Source organism: Erythrobacter sp. S259, assembly GCF_057364965.1.
In genome coordinates this window covers 2,960,270-2,974,098 of the sequence record NZ_CP200286.1, presented here as the reverse complement: position 1 = coordinate 2,974,098, position 13,829 = coordinate 2,960,270, and the positions used below count along the sequence as shown (strand labels likewise).

The 13,829-nt window shown below is 57.1% G+C and carries 11 protein-coding genes and 3 pseudogenes; 9 read left to right on the top strand and 5 right to left on the bottom strand.

The window, feature by feature from the left end; translation table 11 throughout:
* Positions 1-55: 55 nt before the first annotated feature.
* Together AC0V60_RS14215 and AC0V60_RS14210 are read right to left on the bottom strand one after the other, a co-directional pair.
* Positions 56-1,324, bottom strand: a complete 1,269-nt coding sequence (locus tag AC0V60_RS14215) for a hypothetical protein (RefSeq protein WP_486179086.1) — start codon at positions 1,322-1,324, stop codon at positions 56-58.
* 55 nt (positions 1,325-1,379) lie between these two features.
* Positions 1,380-2,637, bottom strand: a pseudogene (locus AC0V60_RS14210) (TIGR04063 family PEP-CTERM/XrtA system glycosyltransferase).
* 64 nt (positions 2,638-2,701) lie between these two features.
* On the opposite strand from AC0V60_RS14210, the gene AC0V60_RS14205 reads away from it, so the two are divergent.
* From AC0V60_RS14205 to AC0V60_RS14180, 6 genes are all read left to right on the top strand, one after another.
* Positions 2,702-2,905 carry a hypothetical protein gene (locus AC0V60_RS14205; protein WP_486179085.1) on the top strand — a complete coding sequence of 68 codons (204 nt, stop codon included), beginning with the start codon at positions 2,702-2,704 and terminating at the stop codon, positions 2,903-2,905.
* Positions 2,902-4,311: a DUF5935 domain-containing protein gene (locus AC0V60_RS14200; protein ID WP_486179084.1), complete on the top strand. Its 1,410-nt coding sequence runs from the start codon at positions 2,902-2,904 to the stop codon at positions 4,309-4,311. Before AC0V60_RS14205 ends, AC0V60_RS14200 begins: the two co-directional genes overlap by 4 nt.
* Before the next feature lie 167 nt (positions 4,312-4,478).
* Positions 4,479-4,928, top strand: a complete 450-nt coding sequence (locus AC0V60_RS14195; RefSeq protein ID WP_486179083.1) for a MaoC family dehydratase — start codon at positions 4,479-4,481, stop codon at positions 4,926-4,928.
* A 106-nt stretch (positions 4,929-5,034) separates the two neighbouring features.
* A complete protein-coding gene (locus AC0V60_RS14190; RefSeq protein WP_486179082.1) occupies positions 5,035-6,216 on the top strand; it encodes an acetyl-CoA C-acyltransferase in 1,182 nt (393 codons plus the stop codon).
* Positions 6,217-6,340: 124 nt separating this feature from the next.
* Positions 6,341-6,952, top strand: coding sequence for a hypothetical protein (locus tag AC0V60_RS14185; protein WP_486179081.1), 612 nt, complete (start codon positions 6,341-6,343; stop codon positions 6,950-6,952).
* 69 nt (positions 6,953-7,021) lie between these two features.
* Entirely contained in the window at positions 7,022-7,627 is a 606-nt protein-coding gene (locus tag AC0V60_RS14180; protein WP_486179080.1) for a DUF4126 domain-containing protein, read from the top strand.
* A 156-nt stretch (positions 7,628-7,783) separates the two neighbouring features.
* Here AC0V60_RS14180 and AC0V60_RS14175 read toward each other — a convergent pair whose 3' ends face one another.
* Complete coding sequence (locus AC0V60_RS14175) at positions 7,784-8,242, bottom strand: hypothetical protein (RefSeq protein WP_486179079.1); 459 nt, start codon at positions 8,240-8,242, stop codon at positions 7,784-7,786.
* Between the two features lie 206 nt (positions 8,243-8,448).
* Positions 8,449-9,683, bottom strand: a pseudogene (locus tag AC0V60_RS14170) (polyhydroxyalkanoate depolymerase).
* Positions 9,684-9,870: 187 nt separating this feature from the next.
* On the opposite strand from AC0V60_RS14170, the pseudogene AC0V60_RS14165 reads away from it, so the two are divergent.
* The 3 genes and pseudogenes from AC0V60_RS14165 to AC0V60_RS14155 all read left to right on the top strand — a co-directional run bounded on the left by AC0V60_RS14165 (position 9,871) and on the right by AC0V60_RS14155 (position 12,864).
* Positions 9,871-11,699, top strand: a pseudogene (locus AC0V60_RS14165) (ABC transporter transmembrane domain-containing protein).
* A 53-nt stretch (positions 11,700-11,752) separates the two neighbouring features.
* Positions 11,753-12,610 (top strand): undecaprenyl-diphosphate phosphatase, encoded by an 858-nt coding sequence (locus AC0V60_RS14160; protein WP_486179078.1) that lies wholly within the window; start codon positions 11,753-11,755, stop codon positions 12,608-12,610.
* An 11-nt stretch (positions 12,611-12,621) separates the two neighbouring features.
* Positions 12,622-12,864, top strand: coding sequence for a hypothetical protein (locus tag AC0V60_RS14155; protein WP_486179077.1), 243 nt, complete (start codon positions 12,622-12,624; stop codon positions 12,862-12,864).
* On the opposite strand, the gene phhA is transcribed toward AC0V60_RS14155, so the two are convergent.
* A complete protein-coding gene (phhA, locus tag AC0V60_RS14150) occupies positions 12,861-13,799 on the bottom strand; it encodes a phenylalanine 4-monooxygenase (RefSeq protein ID WP_486179076.1) in 939 nt (312 codons plus the stop codon). The genes AC0V60_RS14155 and phhA overlap by 4 nt on opposite strands.
* Positions 13,800-13,829: the final 30 nt, after the last annotated feature.

Below are 13,829 nucleotides of genomic sequence, written 5' to 3'. Positions count from 1 at the left end.
GTTGCCCTGCAAAAAACGCTCGGTCTCAGTCGAAAACGCGTGCAGCGTCTGAGCTTTATGCAGCGCCGCGCACTTGATGCAAACGATCAAGCGCACCGCGAAGCTCGCCTTCGGTCGCGCCGATTTGATCGTAATCTCTTTTCATATCGCTATCTGGCCCACTGCTTACATCAAAGCCTGCCTGAGTAAAAAGAGATAGGGCTTTTAGCGCTTCGGCAAGTGCGATCTCGCGGGCAATCTGACCTTCGGCTGCTTTCGCTCGTTCTTGTTTCTGATGATCGTGGAGTGCAGCGGCGAACCGCTCCACCATTTCCACGAGGCTCAGGTCCTCCGGAGGCGTGCGGCGCAGTTTCTCAAGCGCGCTGGCTGGCGTGTTTGCCGGATCAGGTGCCACCTTCTCGTGAGCCATTTCTGATGCCGCTTCGGGAACCGCGCTTGGTTGGTTGGTTTGAGGCCCGGCTGTATACTCACTAGCGGGCACCTTGGGTTCTTCCCAAATGGGCTCGTCTACCCAAACAGCATTGCGATTTGGCAAGGCGGCGAATTCTTCAAGGCTAAGTTCTTTAGGGCCAAGTTCTTCAAGGCTAAGTTCTTTAGGGCCAAGCGTGCTCGGTTTGTTGCCGCAAGACGGTGCCAGGGAATGCGCGCCAATATGTGCGCCGCCCTCATTTGCCGGGGCCGCTTCGCAGGTTGCGCTTTCGCCCGGTTCGTTCACCGCTTCTTTGGGACGTTTCCGGGTAAACGACCACGCGTCTTTCGCATGCAGCGCGTCTTGTTCGCCAAGCTCTTCAGGCGCCTCAATATCGTAGCCGCGCTGTGCCAATTCACTTAGGGCAGGCTCGCCATCTTCGGCTGTTTCGGAGAGGTTATGGCCCCCCTCCCGCTCTTCGTCTGCGCCGTCCAACGGTTCATCAAAGCTGTCGCTGCCAAGGTCGGCGGCCGGGTCAATGGGTTGTAAATCCATATCGGCCGCCTTTGTCTGTGCGCGTTTAGAAAGCGCCTTTGCGGCGATATAGCCCAGCAATGCGCCAGCAATTCCCGCCGCGCATGATAGGATCAGGCGTGTCAAAAGTAGCGGCAAATAAAAGCCGGTCAGAACGGACGCTTGCGCGATTACATGATCAGGAAGAGCAGCAGTAACCGCCGCAAGCAAAAGGCCGCCCCAAACCGTCACCATCGGCACAAAAGCACGGTGATTGGGGACAGCGCTAAAACCGGCAAGCTTGCTCAGCTTTGAATTGCGAGACCGCGTGCCCGTCTTGCCATTCTCCACAGCTTCTGCATGTTGCTCGACGATCTTGCCGATGTGGTTGTCTGATTGCATTGCGCCTTACTGCCCTAATGTGACCGTTAGGCGCTTCGCATATCGCCTTAGGCCTTTAACCCAAGTTCGCGGACTCCCGAGGGGGAGAACCTTCGTTCAAGGATTGCGCTAAAAGGATATGGTAAACATCGAGATAACGCCGCGCATTCAAATGCCAGTCATGCCGGGTTTTGACGTGAGCAAGCCCATTTGCGCGGTAACGATCCCATTCAGAGCGCTGTTCAAGAAGTTCGCTCAAAGCCTCGGCACAGGCCGCCGGGTTATCGGGCTCGAACAAAACGCCGGTTTCACCGTGGGTGATAAGCTCGCGGTGGCCGCCGACATTGGACGCTGCGACAAGACGTTGCTGCGCCATCGCCTCTAGCGGTTTGAGCGGCGTCACAAGATCGGTTAGCCGGGAGTGTTTGCGCGGGTAAGCCAGCACGTCGATCAGCGAATAATACCGCTCAACCTCGTTATGCGGCACGCGGCCTGTGAAGATAATGGCTTCTGGTTCTGGCAGAGCTGCCGCAGCAGCGCGCCATTCCTTGTCCAGATTGCCGGCCCCCACGAGAAGAAGCCGCGCATCAGGATGGGACCTGCGCAAGATCGGCATTGCTGCGATCAGATCATCAACGCCTTCGTAATCGTAGAAGCTGCCGATATACCCGATAAGCGGCGTATCAGGGCCAAGCCCCAGCTCTTTGGCAAGGCTCTCATCACGCGGGCAAGGCTCGCCGAACATGGTAAGATCCACGCCATTTGGCATCACACCAATTTTGCCGCCGGGAATGCCGCGTTCGATCAGATCATCGCGCAGCCCATTGCAAATAGTGAATACAGCATCGGCTCCGGTTGCGATCTGCGTCTCCAGCCCGCGTGTGAGCTGGTATTTGAGCGATCCCTCCCTTCCGGTAAGATTGCCGACAGCGGCATCCTCCCAAAAGGCCCGGATTTCATAGACAAACGGAACGCCGAGCTTGCGCGCTGCTCGCATGGCGCCGCCGCCGCAAAGCGCGGGCGAATGGGCTTGGATCACATCAGGGCGCCATTCTTTAGCGAGCTCAAGGATCGAGATCCATAAGCGCTGCCATTTCGCGAAATTCGGAAACACCGACCGGCCCCTTGGGGGTGCCCTTTGTTCGGTGGAAAGTGAGACCATCAAAGGTCTCGCGGCTCTCATTCCATTCCGCCTCGTTATTGTGCCGCTGCGACGTGATGCCTCGCACCTCAAGCCCCGCCGCCTCCTGCGCTTTCAAAATTGCGCGCGTGCGAAAGGTATAACCACTGTGCAGCGGAAGCGAGTGGTCAAGAACGTGCAAAATCCGTGTCATGAGGCGTGTTTTACCCGATTGTGCTTAACGCGCCGTCAACCGCCTTGCCGTAAAGCTCATCGCCATGATCGACTATTTCGCTCTCGCATTAGGGCATGGCCTGCTTGTGCTCGCATTTATGCGGCTGGTGATGCGTGACAGCCTGGACATAGACCCAGCGATCGCCGAATTAAAGGAAGCAGCCGAGGCCAAACGGCCAGGGCCTAGAGCCAATCGGAGCGGCCCGCGCACGCGCTCGGTTCCCGATGAAGGCGCGGGCAAGCCGTGATTGATCTCATATTCCTCGCCTTTATCGGCTTTGTCTTAGCGCTTGGGTTAAAGCGGCCCTATTTGTGGGTGCTGCTTTACGTCTACATCGACATCCTCGCCCCGCAGCTTATCGGGTACGGCGTTATCCAAAGCGTGCAAGTGTCTTTCATCGCTTTTGGCGCAGCGTTTGCGGGGTGGATACTCTTCGACCGCAAAGAAGGCGCGCGCTTTTCGCTACGCCAAGGCTTGATCCTTGCACTGCTCATTTGGTGCTTCATCACTTTGCAATTTGCCGATTTCCCGGCTGAGGCCCGGACGAAATGGGATTGGGTGTGGAAGGCCATGGTCTTTGCGATCTTCCTGCCCTTTACCGTCACGACCCGCCAACGGATCGAGGCCCTAGCGCTCACAATGGTGCTGGCCGTCGGCATGATTGTCATCTCAACCGGGATGAAGACGGTGCTTGGTGGGGGCGGCTATGGCTCCCTCAAATTCTTCGTCAAAGACAACAGCGGCATTTACGAAAGCTCGACGCTGGCAACGGTCGCCATTGGCCTTATCCCGGTGATCATGTGGTTCACCCGGTTTGGCACAATCATAAAGCCGCATTGGACGGTAACAGTGTTCGCGGTGGCTCTGTGCTTTGCCTGCCTCATGATCCCTATCGGGACTGAGGCGCGCACAGGCCTAGTGTGTATCGCAGCGCTTGGCGTGTTTCTGCTGCGCTACACCGAAAAGCGGCTCATGTTCATTGCAGCGGCTCCGGTGCTTGGCCTTATGGCGCTGCCGTTTCTGCCTCAAAGTTACTACGACCGAATGGCGACGATTGCAGAGCCCGGCGGCGATGAAAGCGCCTCCACCCGCATGCAGGTGTGGAAGTGGACCTTGGATTATGCGAACCAAAACCCACTCGGGGGCGGCTTTGACAGCTACCGCTCCAACTCCTTCACCTACACCATTCCAGTAAAGGAGCAGAACGGGAACACCACCACAACGCAGTACCGCGAAGTGACCGACGAAGCGCGTGCGTTCCATTCGTCTTTCTTCGAGCTACTGGGTGAGCAGGGCTATCCTGGCCTCATCATGTGGCTATTGCTCCACGGCCTTGGCGTGCTCCAGATGGAGAAGACTTACAGGCGCTGGAAGGGCAAAACCAAGGAAAATGAGGCGTGGATTTCCCCTCTTGCCGCCGCTTTGCAGATTGCGAGCCTGATCTACCTTGTCGGCGCAACGTTCCAGGGGATTGGTTATCAGCCAGTGATGCTGATGATCGTTGGGCTTCAAATCGGGCTGTATTCCTACGTCACCCGGCTTGATTCGGGAAAGCGCGCTCTTGTTTCGGACCGCGTTTCAAAACGCCGCAATACGCGCGGTAATCGCCGCACAGGTTCGCGCAAATCTGACCCAGAGCCTGCCCATAGCTAACGATGCCGTAACGGCATGACCTTTCCGTGCACACAGCCCCAATCATTCTGGCGCTTTATCATTGCGTTTGGGCCCCGCGCCTGCCATTGATACTCCCAACTTAACGTAAACGTAAACCGTGCGAGCGTCGCTCAGAGCGCTGCCGCTTTAGGCAAGGGAGATACTTTATGTCACCACAAGATCTGGCCGCCAAAACTGGCGAAAACATCGGGACTTCTGAATGGGTCGAAATGACTCAGGAAAAGGTCAACATGTTCGCCGATGCAACCGGCGATCATCAGTTCATCCATATCGACGAAGAAAAAGCCAAGATGACCCCGTTCGGCGGCACCATCGTTCACGGCTTTATGACCCTCTCGATGATCCCCTACCTTTCTGCCAACAGCGACATGCCCAAGATCGACGGCGTCAAAATGGGAGTGAATTATGGCGGCAACAAGACCCGCTTCATCGCGCCAGTGCGCGTCGGCAAGCGTATTCGCGGCCACTGGAAGCTGGCTGAGATGATCGAAAAGCGCCCCGGCCAATGGCAACAAACAGCAGAGATCACGATCGAGATTGAAGGCGAAGAAAAGCCTGCGCTGATATGCGAATGGATTACCCAGTTTTTCGTCTAAGGTGACCGCGTGTCCCAGCGAAAGCTGGGACCACCCCGCAAAATTGCACCCAGTTTCAAGAGGTCCCGGCCCTCGCTAGGCCTCGCAAAAAAAGGACACCCCCAATATGTCACGTGACGCAGTCATCGTCTCTACCGCCCGCACACCCATTGGCCGCGCATACAAGGGCGGCTTTAATGCAACGCCGGGCGCAACGCTCGGTTCATTTTCATTCGAGGCCGCCGTTGAGCGCGCTGGCATTGATGCCGCTGAAATCGACGATGTTGTCTGGGGCGCAGTGCTGACCCAAGGCACGCAGGCTGGCAACATCGGCCGACAGGTTGCTCTTCGCGGCGGCGCGCCAACTTCGGTCGCAGCGCAAACCATCGACCGTCAGTGCTCCTCAGGCCTGATGGCCATCGCAACCGCTGCAAAGCAGGTCATCGTTGACGGCATGGATGTCGTCGTTGGCGGCGGTCAGGACTCCATCTCAATGGTTCAAACCCCCGAGATGCGCGTGGCGCCTGACCCCTCGCTCATCGCGATGCACAAAGACGTCTATATGCCGATGCTCGGCACCGCTGAGACCGTGGCTGCGCGATACAAAGTGAGCCGCGAGGCGATGGACGAATACGCGCTCCAATCGCAGCGTCGCACTGCCGCTGGCCAAGAAGCCGGCCATTTCGACGCAGAGATCGTGCCTGTCACCACTACCATGATGGTTAAGGACAAAGCGACAGGCGAAGTGAGCCAGCAAGAAGTCACCATCACCAAGGACGAAGGCAACCGTCCGTCGACCACACTCGAGGGTCTCCAAGGCCTCCAGCCGGTGATGGGGCCGAACATGACCATTACCGCGGGTAACGCTTCGCAGCTTTCCGATGGGTCTTCGGCAAGTGTTTTGATGGAAGCCAAAGTCGCCGAGCAAAAAGGTCTTGAGCCGCTTGGCCGATATGTCGGCATGGCGGTTGCGGGCACAGAGCCTGACGAGATGGGCATTGGTCCTGTCTTTGCTATTCCGAAGCTTCTCAAAGCCAATGGCCTCACCATGGACGATATCGGTCTTTGGGAACTCAACGAAGCGTTCGCAGTGCAGGTTCTTTACTGCCGCGATAAGCTTGGCATCGACAACGACATCCTCAACGTGAACGGCGGCTCGATCTCGATCGGTCACCCATACGGCATGACGGGCGCACGCTGCACCGGCCACGCTCTTATCGAAGGCAAGCGCCGCGGCGCGAAATATGCGGTCGTGACCATGTGTGTCGGCGGCGGCATGGGCGCAGCGGGTCTGTTCGAGATCTTCTGAGCCGCACGCCAATTCCGCCATTCAAAGGGCGGCGTGGGAGCGATCCTGCGCCGCCCTTTTTGTTTGGGTTAACCGCTTTACAGCCTCTCCTTGCTAGACTGCCCGTATCGCAGCAGAGAGGCATATGGTTCACATTACCACGACAGGCACGGTCAATGTGTCGCGTTCGCCAGAGCGCGTCGAGATCGAAGAGGTGTTTGAGCCTAGCATTATAGGCCGTGTTTTCGGCGGTTTGGGCGCGATCTGTTTTATGGCTGCGTGCTTGTTTTTCTGGCAAATGCCGGTCGAAAACGATGGTGCGACCACCTTGATCATCCGCATTGTCCTGTGCGGCGGGATGTGCGCAATTGGCATAGCTCTTGGTCGCAGCGCGCTTATCCCGCGCGATACCGTGACCCGCTTGGAATTCGACCTTATCGCCCGTGAGATGAGCGTTCTTGAAGTGAATCAAGAAGGCAAACGCATTGTCAAACACGTGATTGGCTTTTCCGATATCAAGCGCCTTTATGCTGGCTCTCAGGCTAGCCACTCTCCGCAACTCGGCGGCTCCACTGTCCTCTACATGGAAGGCGAAGGGGGGCCGCGTAATGGTGTGCTTATGGTAGGCTCTGTCGCCGAGCTTGAAGGGTTTGTGCGCGAGGCCAACGGTTTTATGAGCCAATCGGTCATAACGCGATCCGTTGATGTAAGGCCCAGCCACTCGGCAGGTGGTTTCGGCCGAAAAGGCGCAGCGTAACGTCGCCGACATATTGTCAGTCTTGCGTCTGCACGCGAACTTGCCGAGAATACGCAATGGGAGACTGACATGGGGATCATCGAAATCATTGGCATTGCAGGAAGTGTCAGCCTGCTTTCAGGATGGCGGCTGTATCTGTGCATCTTTGCAACGGGCCTTGCGATGCGGCTGGGTGCCCTTCCTGTACCTGAGCATCTCGCCAGCCTTGGGGTGCTGGAAAATCCCTGGGTGATGGGAATCGCCGCGATCGGCGCATTGGCAGAATTCTTCGCTGATAAAATCATGTGGCTCGATAGCGCTTGGGACACCATTCATACGCTGGTGCGGCCTGTCGGCGGGGCGTTGCTAGCGCTGGCAATTGTCGACCCGTCAGACCCAGCCACCCAGGTGATCGCTTTTCTGCTCGGCGGAGGGGCGAGCTTTTTGGCGCACGGAGGCAAGGCCAGCGCCCGCGCGGTCGTCAACACCTCCCCCGAGCCCGTCAGCAATATCGCGGTGTCTACCGCAGAAGATGTCGCGACCGTTGGGCTCTTGTGGTTCGCTTATGAATATCCTTTCGCCGCAGCAGGCGTAGCAGCGTTCCTTTTGGTGTTGGTTATTGGTCTTTTGTGGATGACGAAACAGCTCATCCAGCGGCTGTTTTTCCGGTCGCCTAAGAAAACTCCGGAGGGTTAAGTCCAGAAATTTCGCGCCGTTTTCTCTTAGCCGGGAATGCGTATGACGCGTTATAACCTAACCGTTTTGGGTGCAGGACCCGCGCGGCCGTTTGTTCAGATGATCCAGGCCAGCGCACGCGAAGCTAGAAGCCCTTACGACTGCGGAATTGCGCAATTACTCACGCGAATCTTCTGACTTGACCGTTTCGGAGCTTTTAGAGCCAGCGACCATATTGCCATCAAGGCCTTTGACGACAGCCGCCTCCAAAGGCCGATTGAGCCTTGCGCGGTCTTCGCTCGGCCCCAGAAGACCGTTCACAAACTCGACCACTTGCCCGACAACGCCTGTGCTTTGGCCGGACCTTTGTGCAGGCTTAATCCGCACGGCCTTACCAGATGCGACGACGACAAAATCGTCCCCGCGCACCAAAACTGCATTGGCAGCGCCGCTTGTCTTGACGACATCGCCGACCTGCAACCGTGTGCCCTCTGCGCCGTAGAGCGATTTATCGCCTCGGATAACCGACACCTGTCCATCGGCTTCCGAAATGCTCCAACCAGAGCTTTCAGCCAGCGCACTGCTTCCCATAAACAAAGCCGCCGCCACACACACTGCTTTTGAAATCTGGATCATAAGTGCCCCCCAAGGCTCGCATCAAGATATTTGGGGGAGATAGCATCAGGGGTTTACCCGAGGCTTTGGCCTTATGCTTAACACTGCGTAATCAGGATCGGGCAATCCTTGGCCTTACAGTCCCTAGACCGCCGCCACAAACCACTACACAATGAAGGGTGTGGGAGCCGAACCGCCCAAACAGCGGCTCTCGTCCCACATACGCCCTAGGAGTGCTGCGCCACAAATTCCTCAACCACAGGCGCAACTTTGGTGCGCCAGCGGCTACCGTTGAAGATTCCGTAATGGCCAGCGCCGTCGGCCATATAATAGCGTTTCTTGGCTTTCTTAAGGCCGGTCGCCAGCTGGAGCGCTGCCTTTGTCTGGCCCAAGCCTGAAATATCATCGCGCTCGCCTTCAACCGCGAGAAGCGCAGTGTCAGTGATTTGCGCAAGGTCGACAATCTCTCCCTTGTGGCGGAAAGTGCCATTGGGGATGGAGTGTTTCTGGAACACTTCCTCAACCGTCTGGAGGTAAAACTCAGCGGGCATATCGCACACCGCGCGGTACTCGTCGTAAAAATCCTTGGTCGCCTGCGCTGATGCTTCATCGCCTGTGGTGAGATGTTTGTACATCTCATAATGGCTCATCATGTGACTTTGCAGGTTCATGCTCATAAAGGCCGAAAGCTGCATAAAGCCCGGATAGACGCGGCGACCGGCTCCGCGATATTGCATGGGAACCGAGGCGATGACCGATTTACGGAACCATTCAATCGGGCGGTTCATTGCGTGGTCGTTCACCGAGGTCGGGCTTTCGCGCGTGTCGATCGGTCCGCCCATCATGGTGAGGGTCGCAGGGGTCGCAGGCGATTTGTGCTGGTTCATCAATGCGGTCGCGGCGAACGCAGGGACCGATGGCTGGCAAACGGCGAGCATATGCGGACGCTGACCGGGCGTTATCCGCTCGATATACTCCAGGAATTCAATCAGATAGTCGATATAGTCGTCGAGGTCGAACGAGCCTTCGTGCACCGGAACTGTCTTAGCATCGGCCCAATCGGTGATATACACCTCATGGCTTTGGAGCATGCGCTCAACCGTACCGCGAAGAAGCGTCGCGAAGTGGCCGCTCATGGGCGCAACGATAAGCATTTTTGGGCGGCTGTCGCCCACCCCGTCCAAGCGAAAGCGCTTAAGATCACCAAATGGCCGGTTCATGACGGTCGCTTCGATGACGGGGAAGACTGTACCTTCCACATCCACTTCGGTGATACCAAAGGCGGGCTTATTGTAAGCAGCGGTCGAGTGGGCAAGCACATCAAATGCATTTGCGCTCATTGAGCCGAGGGGGTCTTGCTCCACGGGTTCGCAGGAGTGCTGAGAAATTCGGAGCTGAGCGAGGCAACCGTACTCAAGGAATTGAGCCAGCTGCGTTGAAGTTCGTAGGCTTTGTAAAGCATGTCTTACCCGTCCATAATTGTGAGCGCGTGGGGAAGATGCCCTACCCAAGACTCGGTGTTTTTCGAGGCCCAGGCCGTATTGGCAGACAATTGTGCAATGCACAATGACTGAGATTCTGGCACCGCTTCGATTAATATGTCTTTTGCAGGTGTAATTTGCGCGCATTGCGCCTAGGGGAAAGGCAATATGGGCGGGCAAAAGACGACAAATCCAATCAATGACGACGAAAAGAGCGAGGCGCCAGAAGCTGTTTCTGAGGCGCCGAAATCGCGTTCGCTCGCGCCGCTAAAGATGGTTTACCGCGAGGCGGCGAAATACCCGCGCGAGGTTATATTTGCACTCATCGCGCTTGCCGTCACAGCGGCTGGCACGCTGGCGATCCCAGCGGCCGTACAACTCATTGTCGATCGCGGGTTTGGCGAAGGCGGCGAAGGTATTGAGCGCTGGTTCCGTTATCTCGGCATGATCGTGGTGGTCATCGCTTTGGGGACCGCCGCGCGGTTTTATTTCGTCAGCTGGATCGGAGAACGCGTGGTCGCCGATGTGCGGCGCAAGGTTCACCGCAATCTGATGCGTTTGTCGCCAGCATTTTACGAAGAAAATTCGCCCAAGGAAATTTCGAGCCGCATGACGTCGGACACAGCGATTATCGAAACCGTTGTTGGAACCACAGTCTCGGTGGCATTGCGCAACGTCTTCCTAGGTATCGGCGGCACGATTTACCTGTTCTATCTGCTCCCCAGCTTCACCATTTGGCTTGTCGTTGGCATTCCAGTGATGGTCCTTCCTATCGTGATTTTTGGAAGGCGTATCCGCAGCATTTCACGCGACAGTCAAGACCGAGTGGCGGACGTGGGCGCTATGGTGACAGAAGTGCTCTCGGCAATGAAGATCGTCCAGAGCTTTGGTCAGGAAAGACGGGAGGCAGACCGCTTTGGTGATGCGGTCGAACGCACTTTCGACACTGCCCGCAAACGCATCATATTGCGCGCAGTTATGACTTCGGTTGTGATCTTCGCGCTGTTTGGCTCCATCGTGTTTCTCCTGTGGCGCGGCGCTGTCGCAGTGTCAGTTGGCGACATCACATCTGGCACTCTGCTAGGCTTCCTTGTCGGCGCAATGCTCGTGGCGGGCGCGTTTGGCGCATTGACCGAGGTTTATGGAGATCTTTTGCGCGGGGCGGGCGCTGCGAGCCGGTTGGCCGAGTTGCTTGAGACGCAGCCGATCATCGCGCCTCCTGAGCGGCCCGAACAATTGCCAAGTCCAGCGCGCGGAAGCCTCTCATTTCGGGGGTGACATTCCGTTATCCGGCGCGGCCTGAGGATACAGCGCTTGATGATTTCAACCTCGAAATCCAGCCGGGCGAGACGATTGCGATTGTCGGCCCCTCGGGTGCAGGCAAATCGACGATCTTCCAATTGGTGGAGCGGTTTTATGATCCGCAAGGCGGCACCATCCGCTTGGACGGAGTGCCGCTGACCAAAGCCGACCCTGCTGATATTCGCGAAAGGCTTGCGTTTGTTCCGCAAGAAGGCGTTTTGTTCAGCGCCAATGCGCGCGACAATTTGCGCTACGGCAATTGGGGTGCGAGCGATGAGGCCATTTGGGAAGCCGCACGGGCTGCCAATGCTGAGGAATTCCTGAAGGCGCTGCCGCAAGGCCTCGACACTTACCTTGGTGAAGGCGGCACTCAGCTGTCAGGCGGCCAACGTCAGCGTGTGGCGATTGCGCGCGCGCTTCTTCGTGATGCGCCGATCTTGCTTCTTGATGAGGCAACCAGCGCATTGGACGCGCAATCTGAGCAATTGGTTCAGCAGGCGCTCGACGAACTGATGAAAGACCGCACGACACTGGTTATCGCCCACCGCTTGGCGACCGTGCGCGCGGCAGACCGGATCATTGTGCTCGACCAAGGCGTTATTGCAGAACAAGGCACCCATACAGAGCTTTCCGCGTCCGGCGGGCTCTATTCCCGGCTGGCCAAGCTGCAATTTGCAAGCGAGCAGGCCGCTTGAAGCGCTTCTCCCGATTGACTTGAGCGGCCCGCCGTGGCCAAAGCCCATCCACCATGACTTTCCTCCAATTGCTCATCATTGCCGCGGTGCAAGGGATCACCGAGTTCCTGCCGATCTCCTCGTCAGGCCACCTCATTTTGATCCAATTCTTTACCGGCTATCCAGATCAAGGCCCGTTGATTGATGTGGCGGTGCATGTGGGCTCGTTGTTGGCGATCATTGTGTACTTTTTTAAAGATGTGCTTGTCCTCGCGCGGGGCGGGTTCGCCAGCATTGGCGTGGGCGCAAAGGCCCCCAACGCACCGCAAGAGCGGAGGCTATTTTGGTGGATCGTGCTTGGCACTATTCCCGCAGTTGTATTCGGGCTGTCGATCAAAATGGGCCTCTTCAACGGCATAGCGAGCGGCGTGTTCGGGGTGGAGATCGTCGATGATGACCTCATGGCCTCGATACGCTTCACCGATCTGATCGCTTTCAACCTGATCGTTTACGGCATCCTGTTGGGGATTGCAGACAAAGTCGGGCAAGAGATCAAGGAGTTCGAAGACATGAGCTGGCGCGATGGCTTGATCGTGGGGCTGGCTCAGGCGCTTGCGATTATTCCGGGCACTTCGCGTTCAGGCGTTACCATGACTGCGGCGCGTTTCCTCGGCTATAAGCGGGTCGAGGCGGCGCGCTTCTCATTCCTTTTGTCGATCCCGGCCGTGGCAGGCGCTGGGGTGCTGATTGTGCCTGAGATATTCGATGCGGGGATGGAGCTTGCGGTAGATGCTCTCATCGCGGGCGCGCTCACCTTTGCAGCGGCCTTTGCGACCATGTATTTCCTGATGAATTTCCTAAAGAAGGCATCGATGATGGTTTTCGTGATCTACCGGGTGGCTATGGGCGCCGCCCTGCTATACTTCTTCTAGCCATGGCACTCATGATCTTGATCACTTTGGGCGCGGTTTTGGGCTGGATCGGCTCTATCCTTTTGCGGCTTGAGATACCGGGGGCGGTTCTGCGGATGATGCTGGTTGGTGTTGCCGCGAGCCTTGTCGCTGGCCTTATTGCCAATGGGGGCACATTTCTTGGCTCGCTTAGCCTACTGGGCTTTGGCGCGGCGGCAGGCGTCGCAATGCCTGCCATCGTTGGCTATTATGCTTTTGCGACCCGCGAGGTTTAGACAGGATCTGCCCCTGAACCATTCCCACCGCGAAGGTGATATTCCTGTGTACCCCGGTTCACGACATAATCGACATCAATCACCGCTGAATTGGCGTAAGTGAAACCAGGGGCGAGGTTGCGATAAAGCCGGTCAAAATCACGCTCCACCGTTTGGCGGAAGAGATCACCAAAGCTCTCAATCACGAAATATGTGGGTTGCAGATCACTGATCACATAATCGGTGCGCATAACGCGGTCGACATTGAGCATGATGCGGTTGGGACTTTCCGCCTCCACCGCAAACTTCGCCTCTGTTGGCCCTGAAAGAATGCCAGCGCCGTATGCGCGGATACCGTCTGTCTCCTCGATAAGGCCAAATTCAACCGTATACCAATAGAGCGCGCCCAAGGATTTGAGGCGGTTGTAACGCATCGCCTTCCATCCGGCCCGGCCATATTCCTGCATATAGTCAGCAAATACAGGGTCGGTGAGCATCGGCACATGGCCGAACACATCGTGGAACACATCGGGTTCTTGGATGTAATCGAAAGTCTCGCGCGTGCGGATGAAATTGCCCGCAGGAAAGCGCCGGTTTGCCAGATGCCAGAAAAAGACGTGATCAGGGATCAGCATAGGCACCGGTATAACGCTCCACCCGGTCAGCTTGCCAAGTTCCTCCGAAAGCTCACCAAATTCCGGAATGCCGCCGCGCGATAGGTCGAGTTTATCCAGCCCCGCCAGAAAGGCACTTGCCGCACGTCCGGGAAGCACTTCCATCTGGCGCGCGAAGAGATCGTTCCAGACGCTGTGATCTTCGCTGGAATAATTGGTTTGCGCAGGCTCAATCCAATCCTCACCCACGTGCGCCGGCCGGGCGAGCGGCGCGGTGAAGATATCCGCGTCCAGCTCTGGAAGTGCGGTGAAATCGGTGTCAGTGTTGGGGCGCGTTTCCATAAAGTATCACCTGATACTAACAGCCTTCAA